Source organism: Xenorhabdus sp. PB62.4, from assembly GCF_014467285.1.
Taxonomy (GTDB): Bacteria; Pseudomonadota; Gammaproteobacteria; order Enterobacterales; family Enterobacteriaceae; genus Xenorhabdus.
The window spans coordinates 1-19928 of the sequence record NZ_NKHR01000021.1; the positions used below are offsets into that span (position 1 = coordinate 1).

The 19928-nt window shown below is 41.9% G+C and carries 17 protein-coding genes; 7 read left to right on the forward strand and 10 right to left on the reverse strand.

The annotated features are described in order from the left end of the window. On the forward strand, window positions 1-275 hold a 275-nt coding region (locus Xenpb_RS15220), incomplete at its 5' end, for a transposase (protein ID WP_187655101.1). 486 nt (window positions 276-761) lie between these two features. Here the strand turns inward: Xenpb_RS15220 and Xenpb_RS15225 are convergent. From Xenpb_RS15225 to maeB, 5 genes are all read right to left on the reverse strand, one after another. Further along, window positions 762-3017, reverse strand: a complete 2256-nt coding sequence (locus Xenpb_RS15225; RefSeq protein WP_187655102.1) for a TonB-dependent receptor — start codon at window positions 3015-3017, stop codon at window positions 762-764. A 135-nt stretch (window positions 3018-3152) separates the two neighbouring features. Continuing rightward, a complete protein-coding gene (locus tag Xenpb_RS15230; protein WP_255523158.1) occupies window positions 3153-5210 on the reverse strand; it encodes a S9 family peptidase in 2058 nt (685 codons plus the stop codon). 162 nt (window positions 5211-5372) lie between these two features. Further along, a complete protein-coding gene (locus Xenpb_RS15235; protein WP_187655104.1) occupies window positions 5373-6176 on the reverse strand; it encodes an energy transducer TonB in 804 nt (267 codons plus the stop codon). Window positions 6177-6288: 112 nt separating this feature from the next. Further along, window positions 6289-7191, reverse strand: coding sequence for a ChaN family lipoprotein (locus Xenpb_RS15240; RefSeq protein WP_187655105.1), 903 nt, complete (start codon window positions 7189-7191; stop codon window positions 6289-6291). 153 nt (window positions 7192-7344) lie between these two features. After that, entirely contained in the window at window positions 7345-9624 is a 2280-nt protein-coding gene (maeB, locus tag Xenpb_RS15245) for an NADP-dependent oxaloacetate-decarboxylating malate dehydrogenase (RefSeq protein ID WP_187655147.1), read from the reverse strand. Window positions 9625-10170: 546 nt separating this feature from the next. Here maeB and Xenpb_RS15250 point away from each other — a divergent pair. From Xenpb_RS15250 to Xenpb_RS15270, 5 genes are all read left to right on the forward strand, one after another. Beyond that, window positions 10171-10806 carry a response regulator gene (locus tag Xenpb_RS15250; protein WP_187655106.1) on the forward strand — a complete coding sequence of 212 codons (636 nt, stop codon included), beginning with the start codon at window positions 10171-10173 and terminating at the stop codon, window positions 10804-10806. 240 nt (window positions 10807-11046) lie between these two features. Further along, a complete protein-coding gene (locus Xenpb_RS15255) occupies window positions 11047-11442 on the forward strand; it encodes an ArsC family reductase (protein WP_187655107.1) in 396 nt (131 codons plus the stop codon). Between the two features lie 14 nt (window positions 11443-11456). Beyond that, window positions 11457-12584 (forward strand): succinyl-diaminopimelate desuccinylase, encoded by a 1128-nt coding sequence (gene dapE, locus Xenpb_RS15260; protein ID WP_187655108.1) that lies wholly within the window; start codon window positions 11457-11459, stop codon window positions 12582-12584. Further along, on the forward strand, window positions 12581-13249 hold the full coding sequence (locus tag Xenpb_RS15265) for a M15 family metallopeptidase (protein WP_187655109.1): 669 nt from the start codon (window positions 12581-12583) through the stop codon (window positions 13247-13249). Before dapE ends, Xenpb_RS15265 begins: the two co-directional genes overlap by 4 nt. Before the next feature lie 55 nt (window positions 13250-13304). Beyond that, window positions 13305-13499, forward strand: a complete 195-nt coding sequence (locus Xenpb_RS15270; RefSeq protein WP_187655110.1) for a YpfN family protein — start codon at window positions 13305-13307, stop codon at window positions 13497-13499. On the opposite strand, the gene Xenpb_RS15275 is transcribed toward Xenpb_RS15270, so the two are convergent. Both Xenpb_RS15275 and Xenpb_RS15280 read right to left on the reverse strand, forming a co-directional pair. Next, window positions 13444-15558 (reverse strand): tRNA(Met) cytidine acetyltransferase TmcA, encoded by a 2115-nt coding sequence (locus Xenpb_RS15275; protein WP_187655111.1) that lies wholly within the window; start codon window positions 15556-15558, stop codon window positions 13444-13446. The genes Xenpb_RS15270 and Xenpb_RS15275 overlap by 56 nt on opposite strands. 43 nt (window positions 15559-15601) lie before the next feature. Further along, window positions 15602-16054: a DUF441 domain-containing protein gene (locus Xenpb_RS15280; RefSeq protein ID WP_187655112.1), complete on the reverse strand. Its 453-nt coding sequence runs from the start codon at window positions 16052-16054 to the stop codon at window positions 15602-15604. Window positions 16055-16532: 478 nt separating this feature from the next. Here Xenpb_RS15280 and Xenpb_RS15285 point away from each other — a divergent pair, with 478 nt between their 5' ends. Next, entirely contained in the window at window positions 16533-16916 is a 384-nt protein-coding gene (locus Xenpb_RS15285; RefSeq protein ID WP_187655113.1) for a hypothetical protein, read from the forward strand. Window positions 16917-17014: 98 nt separating this feature from the next. Here the strand turns inward: Xenpb_RS15285 and purC are convergent, their stop codons facing one another. The 3 genes from purC to dapA form a co-directional block, all read right to left on the reverse strand. Next, on the reverse strand, window positions 17015-17728 hold the full coding sequence (gene purC / locus Xenpb_RS15290) for a phosphoribosylaminoimidazolesuccinocarboxamide synthase (RefSeq protein WP_047963730.1): 714 nt from the start codon (window positions 17726-17728) through the stop codon (window positions 17015-17017). Between the two features lie 93 nt (window positions 17729-17821). After that, window positions 17822-18868, reverse strand: coding sequence for an outer membrane protein assembly factor BamC (bamC, locus tag Xenpb_RS15295; RefSeq protein ID WP_187655114.1), 1047 nt, complete (start codon window positions 18866-18868; stop codon window positions 17822-17824). Between the two features lie 16 nt (window positions 18869-18884). Further along, entirely contained in the window at window positions 18885-19784 is a 900-nt protein-coding gene (gene dapA / locus Xenpb_RS15300; RefSeq protein WP_187655115.1) for a 4-hydroxy-tetrahydrodipicolinate synthase, read from the reverse strand. Window positions 19785-19928 lie beyond the last annotated feature (144 nt).

Here is a 19928-nt window from a genome sequence, read left to right on the forward strand (position 1 = left end):
AAGGAGACAACCGTTTGACATTTTTAGTGCTAGATAATGCGCGTATCCACCATGGGATCGCGGAAAAAACCAGACATCGCTGGTTACGAGAGCACAACCTGCTTTTACTTTATCTTCCCGCCTACAGCCCAGAGCTGAATCTGATTGAAATCGTCTGGAAACAAGCCAAATATCACTGGCGACGTTTTATCACCTGGACTCAAGATACCATGGAGTATGAGCTAAATACGTTATTGGAAGGTTATGGTGATCAATTTGCAATTAATTTTTCTTGAGCACTTAACTCAGATTTTATCTGATGAATCCGCTTAAATACCCTTAAAAGCCCGAAAATCTCCATGGAATTTTAAGTTATTATTTTGCAGGTTGGTAATTTCTCCTGAAAATTGGAGTAATCATAGCTTCTCTGCCTATTATTTATAGTTTTTTATCATACTGAAACTTGAAAACCTTCAGCCCTCAATTTTATATTCCATCAAAAATAAACTATAAAGAAAATATGATAGTTTCACTTTTATTCTTTTCTGTATAATCACGGGAGCTTGTCAAACAGTGGGCTGAAAGTGCGGATTTTCATCAAGGCTCATTGAAGCCGAATACATGTTTGCAACTATGCTGTCAGAAAATTTTATTCCCCAGTTTGAATTGTGCCGGTGTCCATCTTATTGACTTAATTAGATGTATTAAATACAGGATAATGATAATCTTGTAAAAATAGCGGTGAATTTTCACCGCTATTTTTTATAGGTATCTAAATTCTATTAGAAACGAATTTCTGCGCCCATAACGTAAGTTCGGCCGCGGGCGGTTTGGGTAGTTGCATCACTAGCTCCCATATGAGCAGAAGAATTCATACGATTTAGTGCGTCAGCATAGTTTCTATTGGTTAAATTTTGCACGGACAATTTAACCAATATATTTTTATTAATTTGGTAATCTGTGTATAAATCGATAACAGTCGGTATCTTATCATCCTTAATCATCTTTATTTGATTTCCATTCTCTGCATCCAGTTCAATTTCAGGATCTTGGTGATAAGATTTGCCTGTATATGTCACAATAGCCCCAAGACGCATTTTTTCATCTAACAAACGAATACCTGTATCTAATGTAAGATATCGTTCCGGTAACTGAGAAGCAGGACTCGCCCCAAAATCAGATGTTGCTCTAGAAGTTGGCTGCTGTGTTTTTTGCTGACTATAAGCTAATGAACTATAAAATACGCCCGCATTATAGTTTGCTGACAATTCATAACCACTCATATTGACCGGAGCTAAGCTATTGGTATAAATAAAAATATTGAAATTTTTCTTATGATAATCTTTTGGTTCTAGGGATCCATCATCCAAACATATTTTCCCTGTCGCACATAATACATAAGAACCACTTTTGATGTAGTTTTTAATCTTAGTATGAAAATATGCTGCTTTTAGATGGAATGCATCCCCGTCTACAAGCAGATTTGGGCGATAACTATTAAAACCAATTTGATAAGTATCCGATTTCTCTCCTTTCAAGAATGGATTCACAGAAGCTCCTGCTTCATTGGAATAGAAAACTTCCTGAGCATTTGGTGCCCTCATTGAGCGCGTATAACTTACGAATGGCTGAAATGCAGGTGTAATTTCTGCCGATAATAAAATATTTGGGTTAAATCCTCGTGACTTTATATTTAATAATGCTTCCCCCTGAGGAAAACAGTCTAACAATTCATCACAAGCTGGTTTTATTCCTTTTAAACTAGATTCCAAATAGCTTAGTCCTAAATCAGCAGTATAAATCCCCCGTTCAATTTTCAACCTGCTATAAATACTGGTAATATTTTGTTTTCCACTTGGTGAAAAGACATTATTTTTTTCCGTAGATTCCTTTTCATCAGCCAGCCCAATACCTGTTTTTTTAGTATACTCAGTACGCATCAATTTACTACCTAAGGTAAATGCAAAATCAATATCGGCATAATCAAATCTGCTTGTATTTTTAATATTAATAGAGTCAGATTTATTACGTGATTCACTTCTACCTAAGCCACTTAAAGCCTTACCCTGAAAATCTTGAATTCCTTTTCCAGTGCTAAGCAAAATTTCCGTATCAATCAATTCACTAAATGGTGTGTAATGATATTTTAGATAATAATCATAGCTATCAATATGACGCATATTAAATTTATTATGATAAAAACGTCCAGATAGCTCTAGATCATGAAAGTCATTTGGTTTAATATTTAATTTCATCAATTGAGAGTTAGGTTTTTGTTTGAATGTATTTCTTGTACCAAATTCCTCACTACTAATACCATCAGCATTTCTATAATGAGCATCAATATTGTGTCCACTAAAAGCGAATAGAGCCCCCAAAGAACCTTCTGAATTGAATGCCTGTGTTTTTCCTGCAACAGCCATCATACCACTTCGGCCGATGCCATTGTTGCCATATGTCCATTTAGTACGGACTCCCAAATTGTTGCCGTCGAATACGACATCATCAACACCAATAGTACGGAAGTTAGCACTTCCCACTAACGCGTTGATTGAATCCTCATCACCAGCCTGCCCACGATTAATATCCGTACGGATAATAAAATTAGGGTCAATCAAAGCGCCAAACTGGTTATAAGGTTGTTGCCCATGTGCAAACTCGCTCGGTGATGTGCCATAAAAAGTCTGGCTGATACCATCCACCATCATATTAACGCGACCAAAACCACTTAAGCCACGGATATTAACGCTCACTGTTCCCTGACTCACATCCATTTGAGTATAAGTTCCCGGCAGACTGCGCAGTACTCTATCCATAGATTCCAGTTTATTATCTTCTCCTACAGAACTGTAAGCACCCGGCTTTTCCATTGCCTCAATCTGGGGAGCATTATTATTATCCTGAGCACCTGAAACTTTCAGGCTGCTGAACCGCATGACTTTTTCTTTTTTATTGTCATTCGTATTTTCAGCATAAGCGATTCCTTGAAGCCCGATTAATACTGCGCTGGCTCCAGCTATTTTTGCCACAATTTTCATTACCATCATCCTAAATAGAAGAACATTTATTGCTGCTTACATTTATTGTTGCTTACATCGGTTCGTAAGTTTGTGTATAAAACACCTCTGGCACTGGTAAAAAATTATCAGCGCCAGAAGTTATAAATATTTTTATTAATTTTTTAATTCTGGAAAATAAGTTTTAGCATCATCTAACATTAATAGAAAACTATAATCAAAGGCAATGTCATTCAGGCGATTAAAACGCCCTGGTTTTCCACCATGTCCGGTATCCATATTAGTCTCTAACAATACCAGACTGTCGCCTTGTTTCATTTCCCTTAATTTCGCAACCCATTTTGCCGGTTCCCAATATTGCACTTGGGAATCATGCAAACCTGTTGTCACTAATAAGTGAGGATAACGCTGATGTTTAATATTGTCATAAGGGCTATAAGATTTAATACGGAAGTAATCCTCTTTATTATTTGGATTACCCCACTCTTCATATTCACCTGTTGTCAATGGAATAGATGAATCAAGCATTGTTGTCAAAGAATCCACAAAAGGCACTTTCGCAATGACTCCCCGGTATAATTCTGGTGCCTGGTTAATAACCGTGCCCATTAATAAACCACCTGCGCTGCCACCTTCTGCATAAACCCGCTTGCTATTTCCGTAGCCATCAGCAATCAGTTTTCTGGTAGCATCAATAAAATCGTGGAAACTGTTCATCTTGTTTTCGAGTTTACCTTGCAGATACCAGTTCTTGCCCAAATCGCCGCCACCACGAACATGCACCAAAGCATAAACAAAGCCACGATCCAGCAAACTCAACAATGCTGAACTGAAATAAGGATCCATGCTGATGCCATAAGAACCATAACCGTAAATCAAGATCGGGTTTTCACCATTCTTGAACAGGGACTTACGATATACCAGAGATACGGGCACCTCCACTCCGTCGCGGGCTTTTACCCAAATACGCTGGCTTTCATAATTTTCCTTGTTGAAACCTTTAACTTCCTGCTGCTTCAATAATTCACGTTCACCTGTTTCCATGTTCCACTGGAACACTGAACTTGGCGTGGTCATGGATGAATAGCTATAGCGCAATAAATGGGTATCTGGCTCTGGGTTATAACTTATCGATGCCATATAGGCCGGATCATCAAATGAAACGCGTTTTTCCTGCTGCGTTTTCCAATCAATCTGACGAATTGATGACAATCCTTTGGTACGCTCCTGTACTACCAGCCAGTTATTGAACAATTCAAAATTTTCCAGATCCGTGTTTTCTTGTGGTGCAATCACCGTTTCCCACGGCTTATCACTAGCTTCTGTACGATATAAGCCAAACAGTGGATTTTCATGGTTGGAACGAATATAAAATTGCCCGCGGAAATGGTCGAGATCGTACTCACGCCCCGCCTGACGGGCAGAGAAAACCTGTGGTTCCGATTGCGGATTATTGGCATCAATCAAGCGATACTCTGAAGTCGAATAACTGACACTCGAGATCAAAATATAGTCGCGCGAAGTACTGTCTGAAATCGACAGATAGAAACGATCATCGTCTTCCTGATAGACCTTTTTATCCTGCCGGGTATCAGTACCATATTGATGGTGGAATAACTGATAAGGCAGCAACGTTTGGGGATCTCTGCGTACATAAAACAATGTCTCGCCATCATTTGCCCACAAAATATTGCCGGACGTGTTGTCGATGACATTGTTCTGCCAGTCAGCACCATCAAGATTTTTAAATGAAACCTGATAGTTACGACGACCTTGGATATCTTCTGCCACAGCAATGCGCTTGTTATCCAGCGTCACCGCAAGTCCACCAATTTGATAAAATTTATGGCCCTTTGCCCGCTCATTGCCATCAACCATGACCTGCCAATCAGTTGAATCATCAACGGGCTTGCGCTGGTAGATTGGGAAATCTTTTCCTGCCTCATAAACGGTACGATAAACATACCCGTTATAGGTATAAGGAACTGACTGATCTTCTTTATTCATTCGATCAGTCATTTCTTTATACAGAGTTTCACGCAGTTCCTGACCTGATTTCAGCATCTGCCCGGTATACTGATTTTCAGCCGTTAAATAATCAATAACATTTTTGTCCTGACGGTTATCATCACGCAGCCAATAATAATTATCGACACGGGCATCCCCGTGATTTTCCATTTTATGCGGCTGTTTTGTGGCCATAGGTGGCAACATACTTTTCTCCATTGCGATAGCGGTAAAACTATGACTCAATAAACTACCACCTAGCAAAAAACCGAGCATTATTCTTTTACTGTGTGCTGTTCTTTTGGTTGGCCTTTTCGTATTCGATGAAAGTACCGTCTTATACTGTGACATGCCATCAATCCTGCGTTTTTATTGAGATAAAGAAAACTCCACTGGCAGTTCAACCGTAACCCTGCCATTGATTAAAATAACATCAGGTGGTGCAGGTAAAGGCTGCGCCCTTTCCAATACCATCCTTGCTTCTCTGTCCAGAGAGTTAGTCCCTGAACGTCGTGTTAACTCACTGTCAATCAGGGCGCCCAACTGATTGACGGTAAATTTCACCATTGGGCGCCCTGTTCGCTTTCTTCTCTGGGCATCTTCTGGATATTTTTTGTAGCGGTTCAAATGCCCGGTCACTTCTGCCTGCCAAACCGCTCTGGCATCGGCAATGGCATTAGAATTACTTTCATAGGATGCTGCTGTACGAACGGTTACATTATTCGCCGTTGCACTACTGGTTGTTGGTGCTACGGTGCTGCGCGACTTTTCACTCTCCTGTTCTTTGGCTTTCACTCGTTTGACAGGCTGTGTTTTTTTCGGTGCATCTTGTTCTTTCTGTTTTTTCTTTTGCTTGTTGACTAAAAGCAAAGCATTTTCGTTTACATCCAGCTTGGGCATGTTTATTTCATCAACCTTGCTTTCCTGCTGCTTACTGGTAACAGATAGCTGCTGTTCAATGCCAATCGGCTGGTTTTGTATTTTATGTATTGCTTCTGTCTGTGTTGATAGTTCCACCATCACCGCAGGCGGAGGCAACAGCTCTTCTATATCAACGTCCTTTGGTTTGTAGACGAGCCAGCCTACCAACAAAGCATGGAGTGTGATCGCGGCGAGAAAGGATTTTGTCACGTGACCAGTGTGAGCATTTTGATAAGCGGTATACGTCAACATTTCTTATAGCACATTATGTCAATAATAAATGGAGATGAATGATAATCAATTCAATATATAAATGAAAACTATTTTTATTTATTAGTTATTCACATCCTTGTGATACTTAACATTATTTGGTTACTTTTTCGCTCACTTTTGGGGTAAACCAGACAAAATCAGCATAATCGTTGTTCAAAGAAACGCCTTGTTCTGCAATCACAAACACAGCCACTTTTTCATTTGGCACTATTTTTTTCATATGCTGAGGAGCACCCATTGCTTTTACTGCGTGATATCCGCCCGCAAATAACAACGCTGGTGATGGTGCCTTGGCCAATTGTTCTGCCATTCGCTGATCACGCATTTGTTGAATTTTGCTCATCGCAGAGAGATGTTGTTCATCGATATTTCCACCATGGGAATTTTTGATGGTTTCTTCAATGCGTTTTTTAACATCATCAGAAACCAGTGAAGTTCTATCTCCGGCCCTGTGATCTTTGTACGCCTGATCGATTTCACTACGAGTCAGATTTGCCGCAAGTAATGGGTAAGGTGCTCTCATTAACTCCATCACCAAATCACCATACCATTTCCATGGCCAGCCTTGATGCCATGCCAATAATGTCTGGACCCGCTCACCCCTGACAATCGGGTTCCCTTGCAACCAACTTTTAACTTTATTGACCTTTTCTTGCTGGCTTGGATCAATCATTTCCAGTAAGACGGAACCGTGAGGACGTTTTTTTCCAAGTTGTTGCACCAGCCATAACTCGATCTGGTGATGGTAGGGATTGTCATGTTTTTCACCAACAACAACACGAGGATAGCTCGCCAATTGTTCAAGCAGGTCATCGGGGGTTATGGCCTTCCCTGTTTTCATATCAAGTACTGCCCCGGAGTACATTAATTCATCAGGAAGAATTTGAAGTGTCGCTTGAGGGGTATTTTGAGCATCATTTGGCGCAATAGCACAACCACCAAGTAATAACGAACAGGCCAGAAAAGTCGATTTTATGCAGGCAGATGTTTTCATATTTATTCATTATCAAAAGAAAAATTGCCCGCATATTATAGATAATGAGAATTATTTACAAATAAAAATACCCTGTTAAGCATAGACTTAACAGGGTCGCTCTCTCTTTTGTTCCGGCCTCATGAATAGGCCGGAACAATAAATGGTTATTTTTTAGAGAGGATTGGTTTGCGCTTCAACCGCCGCCAATGCCACCATATTCACGATACGACGCACGGAAGCAATGGGTGTCAAGATATGGATAGGTTTTGCTACTCCCATCAGGACCGGGCCTACAGTTACCCCATCCGAGCTAGTAACACGCAGTAAGTTATAGCTGATACGGGCAGCTTCCATATTTGGCATGATCAACAAATTCGCAGAACCTTTCAGTGGGCTGTCCGGCATGATATCGCGGCGAATGCTTTCCATCAGTGCAGCATCGCCGTGCATTTCACCATCAATTTCAAGGGATGGCGCCATTTGCTGAACCAATTCCAGTGTCTTACGCATTTTTCGCGCAGAATCACAATCAGCAGAACCAAAACTTGAACGTGACAATAGCGCTACTTTAGGTTCAATACCGAAACGACGAATGGTTTCAGCCGCCATCAATGTAATTTCTGCCAGTTCTTCCGGGCTTGGATCTTCATTGACATAAGTATCAGCAATAAATGTATTCCCTGTTGGCAACATTAGGGCATTCATGGCGCCTGCGGTATGTACTCCCTGACGGAAGCCAAAAACATCTTTCACTACTCGATAATGTTCGCTGTAGCTGCCCACAGTACCGCAAATCAGGCCTTCAGCTTCGCCACGATGCACCATAATTGCACCGATCAAGGTTGGATCACCAATCACTGCACGACGGGCCTGCTCCTGAGACACACCACGACGTTTCATCATCTGGTAATATTCTTGCCAGTATTCTTTGAAACGCGGGTCATTCTCGTTGTTCACGACTTCAAAATCCTTACCGGCTTCGATATGCAGACCTTGTTTTTTAATCCGCATTTCAATAACACTTGGGCGGCCAATCAGGATAGGGAACGCCAACCCAAGAGAAACCAGTTCTTGTGTGGCATGCAATACGCGGATATCTTCCCCTTCTGCCAATACAATGCGTTTTTTCTCTTTTTTAGCTTGAGAGAAGATTGGCTTCATGAATAAGTTGGTTTTATAGACAAACTCATTAAGTTTCTCAATATATGCCCCGAAATCGGTAATAGGCCGTGTTGCAACACCAGATTCCATCGCCGCTTTCGCCACTGCCGGAGCAATTTTTACAATCAGGCGAGGATCAAAGGGTTTTGGAATAATGTAATCAGGGCCAAAGAACAGATCTTGATCACCATAGGCAGAAGCCACTTCCTGGCTTTGTTCCGCCAGTGCCAAATCTGCGATAGCGCGGACACAGGCGAGTTTCATTTCTTCATTGATGGTTGTCGCCCCAACATCCAATGCGCCACGGAAAATAAACGGGAAGCAAAGAACGTTGTTCACCTGATTAGGGAAATCAGAACGACCAGTACAGATAATGGCATCAGGGCGAACAGCTTTTGCCAGTGGTGGCAGAATTTCCGGCTCCGGGTTGGCTAATGCCATAATAAGCGGATCTTTCGCCATGGTTTTTACCATGTCTTGTGTCAATACACCCGGCCCAGAGCAACCGAGGAAAATATCAGCATTAGGGATCACATCTGCCAATGTACGGCTGCCATTATCCTCAATAGCATAATCTGCTTTGGTTTTTTCCATATTCTCTTCGCGACCACGATAGATAACCCCTTTCGAGTCACAAACGACAATATTTTCACGTTTCAATCCCAAAGCCACCAGCAAGTTCATGCAGGCAATCGAGGCAGCGCCAGCACCCGATACCACCATGCGCACATTGCTAATATCTTTGCTAACCACCCGCAATCCATTTAATACCGCTGCGGTACAGATAATTGCAGTTCCGTGTTGATCATCATGGAATACAGGAATGTTCATTCGCTCACGGAGTTTTTGCTCAATATAGAAGCACTCCGGCGCTTTAATATCTTCAAGGTTAATGCCACCGAAGGTCGGTTCCAGAGCCGCAATGATATCAATCAATTTATCAGGGTTGGACTCATCAACTTCGATGTCAAAAACATCAATGCCAGAGAATTTCTTGAACAGAACGCCCTTACCTTCCATAACCGGTTTACCGGCTAATGCACCGATATTACCTAACCCTAAGACAGCACTACCATTGGAGATAACCGCAACAAGATTACCACGAGCAGTATATTTGTAAGCCGCCAAAGGATCTTCTGCTATTTCAAGGCAAGGAGCCGCAACACCCGGCGAGTATGCCAGCGCCAAATCACGTTGAGTTGTCAGTGGCTTAGTCGGAGTAACCGTGATTTTTCCCGGCTGTGGAAACTCGTGAAAATCAAGCGCACTTTGTTTTAGTTTTTCGTCCATCATCAGATCCTTTACGCGTCATGTCGAAGTGAAAATCTGCTCAGTATAATAGTTACGGAAAGTTAAATCATGATGTCAGCAGCATTATTTTATTCTTGTCCCAAAAACCAAAGATCAAAAAGCAGGCTAATAATGATCTTATGTTAACCAGCATTATATAGACATTATCCTAGAGATACCTATAGAGAGGTATTTTATCTTCAATTAACGAACTGATAAATTAATTAAAGAAGTATTTTAAAGTCAGCATTTAAAATAAGTTTACAAAAACAAAAAATAATCTATAAAATATTAGCCCAAATTTATTTGGAAAATTATCAGCAATTAAGGAAACGCATTTCTTATGAAAGTGAATCTTATTTCACCTGAATGGTTAAACCTGTTTGCGATATTTCTATTTTTATATCAGGATATATTTTCAGAATCTCATTAAAGATGATTCAATATACTCCATAAAAATCACACAGCAATTTAACATAAAGCAGGACTCTGTCTTTTATGTTTTATTAAACATAATAATCTGCATTTCTATATGGGAGAAAGAACATGCACAATCATTCGGTCATGATAGTTGATGATCATCCTATCATCCGTCACGGCTTAAAAGGGTTGATTGAATTAGAGCGGGAACTCATCGTAACCGCCGAAACTGACAATGGTGAAGATGCGATTAATATCGCTTGTCAGATAAAACCAGACATTATTTTGATGGATCTGAAAATTCACGGCCTTTCAGGGGTTGATACGATTAAATCCCTTCGCCGCAAAGGCCTTGATTCGTATATTTTGGTACTTTCCGATTCTGATCATCGTGGTGATATTTATGATGCAGTTGATGCCGGTGCAAATGGCTATTTATTAAAAGGCACTGAGCTTGTTCCTCTGTTGAACAACATAAAAAAAGCCGCTGATGGTCATGCTGTGTTCAGTGAAAAAGTTTATCAATATTTATCTACCCGCCATCTTTATATCGACCCATTATCAAAATTAACCAAGCGTGAGTTAGATGTCTTAAAAGAAATTTCAGAAGGAATGACAAATAAAGAAATTGCTGACTTCCTTTTTATTTCAGAAGAGACAGTGAAAGTACATACCCGTAACCTATTGAAAAAACTTAAATCCCGCTCCCGTCTCGAAGCCACTATCATTTATCTAAAACATAGGAAAACAGAGTTCATCTAACATTGGATTCTTTCTCCACTTCTCCATTATAAAACACAATTTCCCTAAGTTTTATCAGCAGGGAAATTGTGAGTTATCAAGAAAAGCAAATTAATTTAAAAGTGAATTAATTTCCAATATAATAAATATGGGTACTATTTATCTGATTTACTATTTCAGCTAAGCCTTATCTCTGTCTGGATAAAATCCCAAATTTCCCGCATTATGTCGGCTACGTTAAACAAAACCAAGGATCTCATCATGTCGGATACCACTTCTCATAAGGCATTCACTCTCTACGGTATCAAAAACTGCGATACCATAAAAAAAGCGCGTCGCTGGCTAGAAGACCAAGAGATCCCCTATCAATTTCATGACTATCGCGTTGAGGGTTTATCTCCTGAGCTACTCCAGGCATTTATTGAACAAGTCGGCTGGGAGCCTTTGCTGAATACTCGTGGTACAACTTGGCGAAAGTTGTCTGATGAGCAAAAAGCTGCCATTAATAATACAGAGGCTGCTCAAGCACTCATGCTGGAACAACCCGCAATCATAAAACGGCCTCTCTTGATCTCAAAAACGGCAGCTTCAGCAATAGAAAAGTGTTTAATCGGTTTCAAGGCCGAACAGTATCAACAATTTTTCTCGCATGACTAGATAAGGATCTCATCATGAGTTGTCCAGTAATTGATCTTGCTCAGCAATTAATTCAGCGCCCTTCCGTCAGTCCTGATGATCAAGGCTGTCAGGAGCTTCTCATTCAGCGTCTGCAAAATATCGGCTTTACGATAGAGCGAATGCCTTTTGGTGATACTTTGAATTTCTGGGCTTATCGTGGAACGGGAGAAACTTTTGCCTTTGCTGGACATACCGATGTTGTTCCTGCTGGCGATACATCACAATGGCAAACACCTCCTTTCGAACCTGCTATCCGCGATGGGATGCTTTATGGCCGTGGTGCCGCAGATATGAAGGGTTCTCTGGCTGCCATGGTTGTGGCTGCTGAACGTTTCGTCGAGGAATATCCTGCCCATAAAGGCCGCCTTGCTTTTTTAATCACCTCTGATGAAGAAGCCAAAGCAATAAATGGTACCGTCAAAGTAGTTGAAACATTAATCTCCCGCCATGAGCGCCTGGATTACTGCCTTATAGGAGAACCTTCCAGCCAGCAACGTCTGGGAGATATGATCAAGAATGGACGGAGAGGCTCGTTAACTGCCAACCTGACTATTTTGGGTACTCAAGGCCATGTCGCCTATCCTCAATTGGCTGATAACCCTATTCATCGTTCACAACCCTTTTTACAAGAACTGGTTAATACAAAGTGGGATAACGGAAATGCGTTTTTCCCTGCCACAAGCATGCAAGTCGCTAATATTCAGGCAGGAACCGGTAGCAATAACGTTATTCCGGGTAAACTGTGGGTTCAATTCAATTTCCGTTTCAGTACCGAATTAACAGATGTTGCAATCCGCCAACAAGTTGAAGATATGCTGAAAAAGCATAATCTGAAATACGAACTTGAATGGTGGTTATCGGGCCAGCCTTTCCTGACCAGTAAAGGTGTCCTCGTTGATGCGGCGGTTGAATCGGTTGCTCATTACTGCGGATATAAACCGGAGCTATCAACAAGTGGCGGTACATCCGATGGGCGTTTTATTGCCAAAATGGGTGCTCAGGTTGTGGAGCTAGGGCCCATTAATGCTACTATTCATAAAACGAATGAATGCGTCAAGGTGACGGATTTACAGGAGTTGAGCCTGATTTATCAACGTATCATGGAGAAATTAATCAAATGATGACACCTGAAATGTTGACTGGATTGTCCACGGATCATTTGGTAACACTTGCTGGCAATCACCGTTTGCAGTTCAATGCCACCAAAGCATTTCTTGCCATGCAGAAAGATGCAGCTAAAGCAGGATTTAAGCTACAACCTGCCAGTTCATTCCGTGATTTTACACGTCAGCAAACTATCTGGAATGAAAAATTCCGCGGTCAACGCCCGGTATTAGATGATCATAGCCAACCTCTTAACATTTCAGAGATGAGCGAAGGTGAGCTTTGTGAAGCCATTCTCCGTTGGTCGGCTTTGCCGGGAGCGAGCCGTCATCATTGGGGCACCGAACTGGATGTGTATGATCCGTTCCTGCTGCCGCAAGGTAAAAAATTACTGCTGGAACCATGGGAATATGAAGATGGGGGCTACTTTGAGCCATTGACTCATTGGCTGACAGAAAACATGTCGCATTATGATTTCTATCGCCCGTACATTCGCCATGATGCTGGCGTAGCTTATGAACCATGGCATATCAGTTATTGGCCTATATCCCATGAGGCTGAACATTTGTTCGATGGGAACGTGCTACTGAACGCTTGGCAAGGTCGTGATATTGCCGGCATCGGCTGGTTAAGAACCAATCTGTCTTATTTATTTGAAAAATATATCAAGATAGCGGATTAGAAAAGGCTCCAAGAGCCTTATGGAGGAGGCTCTTAATATCTTGGGAGGAAATACAATGCATTGGCTGATAGATTATTGGTGGGTTGTTCTGTTAGTGCTCGTTGGCATTATCATTAATGCGGTAAAAGCGCTGAGTCGTGTCGACCAAAAATATTTTTTAGATAACAAGCCAGAATTACCGCCCCATCGGGATTTTAACGATCAATGGGATGACGAGGACGATTGGCCTCAACAGAATCGCAAGAAATAACCCAATCTCGCCACTGATTGGCAAGCATTTCATCTATGCTTGCCAAAGCGTGAGCCGTCTCTTCTCGCCAAAGTTTTAATAACGCCTTGCGCCCACTTAACGATAAATCGTGTGCACACTGTTCAATATCTATCTGCTGCTGAAGATGTTTTCTCAATCCGGGCAAAGCCAAATCACTCGCCAATAATAATCTCTGTAATGCAAAATAAGAAGCGGACAAGGAACGATGAGCAAATGCAAAACCAGCCAACTCCTGCCAGTCACTGGCATTGAGCCGTTCATCGTTATCGTGCTCAATCGGCAGGGCAAAGCCAAGTAACAACTCCAGTCCACTGGCATCACGGGATAATTGTTGCTGTGCCAATTGAGCAAAACGTTTACCTTGCCTGCTCAACGGTAAGATAGCCATTGCAGTATAACAACCACTGCTCGCTTCCCGATGAGTTCCCATCCTGACTAACCGAAAACCACATTTTTGCCAAAGTGCCCAAAGCTCGACGGTATAGCCAAAACTGACAGAAAGAAAATCCAATTTGTGTTTTCTCGCTTCCTGACATTGATGAGTTATCAAATGTTGAGCAATGCCACGGCGACGATATCGTGCTTGCACGGCAATACGGCTAATTCTCTGTGATCGCATAACCGCAGCTTGTGGAAATCCGCTGTGAGCCGCCAAGGATTGAGCGACCAGATTTCCCCTCGGACGACGCCTTCCTGCCCATATCTCATGTGCCAGTATTTGTGATAAACCACCTTCATTCACCAACCACATTGCTCCAACCAATCGGGATTCATTCACTGGTAAACCAGACATGGCAGACAAAAATGTCATCCCATTGCCATCCAACAATCGGCGTAAATCAAGGGGCGATGTGCGATAATGTGCGCTGGTCAATAATCCATAGAATTGACGCAATAATGCGGGTTGTTGTAACCACATGGGTTGTTCAATAGGGTAAAGGCGCAGATCTTTCTCAATATTAAAGTGAGCTGATTGCTCATTAAGCTGTAATTTATCATCAAATAATAGCGCGCTATCCAACCAGGATTCCAAAGGATCATTTTCAGCCCAGCGCATTGGTGTTTTCAATTCACGAACATGGCAGTCAGGTAAGGCAGCGCAGAGTTTCAATAAAAAACCACGCCCGGTTCCCTCATATCCCTGAACCGTTGAAGTTAACAACACTCGAGGAAAGTGGCGGATCAATTCGGCCAATTGTGGTGTTGGGATCGCCGCTGCTTCATCAATCAATAACCAATCAGCGTCATCTTTATTTCCCGGTCCATCCTTTTTCAATCGGCAATACTTCAATAAATTATCTACCGCCCAGAATGGCATCTCTTGCTCTGATATACCGGAGTAACATCGAATAACTTCTGTTGTGATTTTTGCTGGTGCACACAGCCAACACGTACCTTGCCAATGCCGTACCAACATTCCGGCCAGAGCAGACTTTCCTCGTCCGCGTGGAGCAGTGATTACCCAGACTCCGCCTGATGACGGTAACAATTCTTCAAGAAGCATTTGCTGACTAACCGTTGGGTTTCCATCAGGCATCTGCCACAGGCCAGTCTGACACAATGGTTGTAATTGAAGTGGAGTATCTTGTCGCCAGAGTAATACGTCAGGATAGGAGAGGATCTGCTGCTGGATATGCCGGATAAAATTAGGTGTCGGGATGACTCCCGCCGATTCGTTCCAGCGAATACTGTCTGCATCAGGCCATTCTGCCCATTGTGACCAAACGGGTACGCGCATCACCAACCAACTGCCTGCTTTTAACGTGCCAGCCAATATTGCCAATGCTTCAGCGTTAAAACCATTCGTTGCATCAAAAACACCATGCAAAAATTCACGCCCAAGTAAACTAACAGCTTTCGTTGGCTCGATGGCATCAGGCCCACAAGATGAAACCGTTAACCAATCTCCTTGAAATTGTTCTTTTAATTGGCTAACAATCCATTCACTCCATTGAGGGTTACCACTCAATACCACTAAGCGGCGCTGCCCTTGTTGTTGCATCTGTGTCTGCAACATATCCCATGCACTATCCAACATAATTATCATCCAACATAATTATCCTAGCGTAGTCGCTAAGTGATCAGGATTTGCCAATCATGATTGACAGAATACCAGCAGCAATCAACGGCCCGACAGGGACGCCTCTAAACAGAGCAACTCCCAATACGGTACCAACCAATAGCCCTGCGACTGTTGAAGGTTGGCTGGACATTAAAGCAACACCCCGGCTTCCTAACCATGAAACCAAGATACCAACAGCAATCGCCAGCAGTGATTTCCAATTCAAGAAAGAGCTGAAGATTTCCTGTGCAGAGATTTTTCCACTTGCGATAGGCGCCATGACTCCAATAGTCAGAATCAAGACACCTATCGTCAAACCGTGTTTTTCCACCCAAGGAAAAAATTGACTCAATGGTGTAATGCGAACGACTAGCAGAAATAACATGGCAAGTGTCACTGTCATGTTATGACTGATAATACCAAGCCCTGCCAACACGAGCAAAATCAGCAAAGTAGGATCAATATGGCCCATAAATATTTATTTCCCAGAAAACAACATTTGATTGTTTTTAAATCAGAAGATAATGAGTTGATTATATTAAAACCAGAAAATATGTATTCTGGTACCGGCAGGATAATAACTTAAAATTTCTGCGCTTACTTAAAATTATTCATATTCAGTAAAAGGATGTTTATTCATAAGTATATTCACATATATCTGCCTGCTTTCAAGTTGCAGCTAGGTAAACCCCCTTTGTACTGTAACAACTGTACCTAAATTGGGTAAATGGTGTATCGACACGTAGTTTGTTAACATTCTTGCTTAAATAATAACATTAATAAATAATTACCCATCCAAATCAAGGTGAAACTTTGTTTCTTGGTAGCGGAAAAGATTACAACGTGGGCAATTTATTCATAACGTCAGTAACAAGCCGGTCTTATTGTGCTTTACTGATAAACACCAACACTTTTATCAAGGTGAATGCAGAAAGGTTGTAAGGAATGCCTTGCAAACAGGAAGCGTTCGTATAAACGATATGAGAAGACTGACATTCTTCATTTTAATCTGTATTTCCTTAGCGGGTTGTACAACACAATGGGTGCCTGCAACAAGTAGCCCTACTCCTTTTAATGAAGCAACTACAGAATGCAATCAATTGGCATTTAGGCTGTTTCCTGTAAAAAATGAAGTTGCCCAAAGGTCAGAACTCAGGACAGTACGACAGCCCTGTGCGAATGGAAGCCAATGCGGGAAAGACGGTTATTACACTCAGAGTATTCCCATGACTGAAAGCTATGTGATCGATGTTAATCAGAGTTCAAGAAACAACACCTATAATAATTGCATGCAGCAAAAAGGCTGGAAGCAGAAAATCAAATACCTGCTTTAACGTTTACTAAAGGCACAAGAGGATGACAGGATGCCCTTATTAATTTCCAGGGCATCCTTTTATTTTAAGCAATACTCTTTAAGTAATCGTTTGCGTCATTAATCCAAAATAACGCCAATACGGTGTGCAACCTCTTCATACGCTTCAATCAAACCACCAAGACTCTGACGGAAACGGTCTTTGTCCATTTTATCCATTGTTTGTTGATCCCACAGACGGCTGCCATCTGGTGAAAATTCATCACCCAATACGACCTTACCTTTGAACAGACCAAACTCCAATTTGAAATCCACCAGAATCAAGCCGGCATCATCAAACAGCTTACTCAATACTTCATTGGCCTTGTAACTCAGGCGTTTCATCTCAGACAAGTGTTCTTTGCTAACCCACCCAAATGTTTCACAGTAGGATTCATTGACCATCGGATCATGTTTAGCGTCATCTTTCAAGAACAGGTCAAACAGTGGCGGATTAAGTACCATCCCCTCTTCCACCCCAAGACGTTTCACCAGAGAACCCGCAGCCCGGTTACGAATAACACACTCAACAGGCACCATATCCAGCTTTTTCACTAAGGATTCATTATCTGACAGAAGTTGTTCCATTTGCGTCGGAATGCCCGCTGCTTCGAGTTTATTCATAATGAAATGATTGAACTTATTATTCACCATTCCCTTACGATCAAACTGTTCAATGCGTTCACCATCCAATGCTGATGTATCATTACGGAATTCCAGTACAAGCAGATCAGGATTATCAGTGGCGTACACTGTTTTTGCTTTTCCACGATACAACTCAGCTTTTTTCTGCATCTTATACTCCAGAAATGTGACTTCTTTAAACGTAAAAAATTAAACGAAAAATTTTACCCAAAAATTTAAAGGGACCCAAGGCCCCTTTAAATATTACTTAGTTGTGGATTTGCTGAATGCGGCTTCCAGCACAGCCACCAATTGATCATTTTCAGATTGAGTCAGCGGCTTACCTTTTTCGCTGATAAATTGCAGGCTGCTTCGGTTATCCAAATCACCTACCTGTAGCTTGTAATTTCCTTCGCTGATAGAAGGCGCTTCTACACCCAATGCTTTCCAGTTAGAAGAACTGAGGCCGTTGTAAGTTACGGCTATTGCTCCTGTAGAACGAGTACGATCCGTCACTTGCATACCTACACTTTCTAATGTGTACGGCAATCTGTTCCAAACAACATTGTATGGCGCACGAACAATAATTCTTGGCAATCCGGTATTATCGCTACCGCTCTGTACGGATAATGCACCCGAATCTTTGGCATTATTTTGGCTTGATTCTTCCTGCTGCTGACTTAAATCACTCGCCAATTCATTAAGCATCAATACTGTGTAACGTTGAATTTCTACCGGATCGGTGACTTCCTTTTCGCCCAGTTTCAATCCCTCATTGGAAACAGACAGGGCTGTTTGATAATTCTGCTGGGTAACCGAGATACGGTAACGCCCCTGATAAGGAATATTTTCATCTGCCCGAGTCCATGTCACCCAATCAGTTGTCAACGTTTGTGCAGCATCATCTTTCTGACTGATCTGATAACCTTTCTTCGTCAACAGATCGTTTACCTGTGACCACAATTTGCTGTATTCCGGGCTATTTTCAAGCAACAATTTACTGCTTTTTGCGCTATTTTCAATGCGGGACCCCGTCAATAACGCAAGGGCCTGCAATGGCGGGCGAATATCCAAGTTTTTACCCACTGCACTTGTTGAAACCACCTCCGGAACATTATATTCACTGTTTTGCAACGGTAATATCATTCCCGCAGGGATATTCAGTGCTTTCAGCGGGGGAGTTTCAAGATAAGATTCATCCCCGCTTACCTGACGTTTATAGCGCTGATCGCTGGAGCAGGCTGCCAAAAAAACTACCAATGACAGTCCAGCAACCTTCATGACCTTCGATTTTTGCAATAATGTTGCCATTAAAATTCCCTAAAATTTACAGTAATCCAGCCATTTTCAAGGCGTTACCAACTGAAATTTGCCCTTCCTGCGTTAGCGGAATCATTGGCAAACGCAGAGTATCATCAGTAATCAACCCCAATTGACGGCAGGCCCACTTGGCTGGCGTCGGGCTGGGTTCAACAAATAATTGATGATGCAATTCCATTAACTGACTGTTCAAGCCACGAGCCGTCAAAAATTCGCCCTGCTCAGCCAATTCACATATCCGTGCCATTTCTGCCGCTGCAACGTTCGCTGTCACAGAAATAACCCCTCTTCCACCAAGCTGCATGAAATCGACAAAGCTTACATCATCACCACTCAGCAAAATGAAATTTTCATCATTAACCAATTCTTGGATTTGACTGACACGACTTAAGTTCCCCGTCGCTTCCTTAATTGCAACAATATTTTCCAATTTCGCCAAACGGGCAACAGTCGATGGCAGTAAATCACATCCGGTACGAGATGGCACATTATACAGAATTTGTGGTAAGTCGGTATTCTCAGCTATCGCCTTATAATGCAGATATAAGCCTTCCTGTGACGGCCTATTATAATAAGGTGTCACAGACAGGCAACCCGCAACACCTGTGTTTTCGAAACAGTTAGTCAGTGAAATGGCTTCTGCCGTAGCATTTGCGCCTGTTCCGGCAATCACAGGTATACGCCCATCAGCCACTTCTAACGTTGTCAGTACGACTTCAACGTGCTCATCATGGCTAAGTGTTGCACACTCACCCGTTGTTCCAACTGACACAATCGCAGATGTACCACTGGCGATATGATAATCAATTAATTTTTTCAAACTGGCCTTATCAATCTGACCGGTTGAATTCATCGGAGTTATCAATGCAACTATACTGCCTGTAAAATCAGAGTGATTGCTTACCATTGCCATTTCCCCTTAATTAAAACCTTAAACTGCAAAGTGAGAAGTTCATGGTACTTTCTTGTTATACAGAAGAAAACTCCTTACACACCCGATTTCAATGAATTTTGTTAATACCAAGTGTAGCCAATTAAACAGAAATTATAA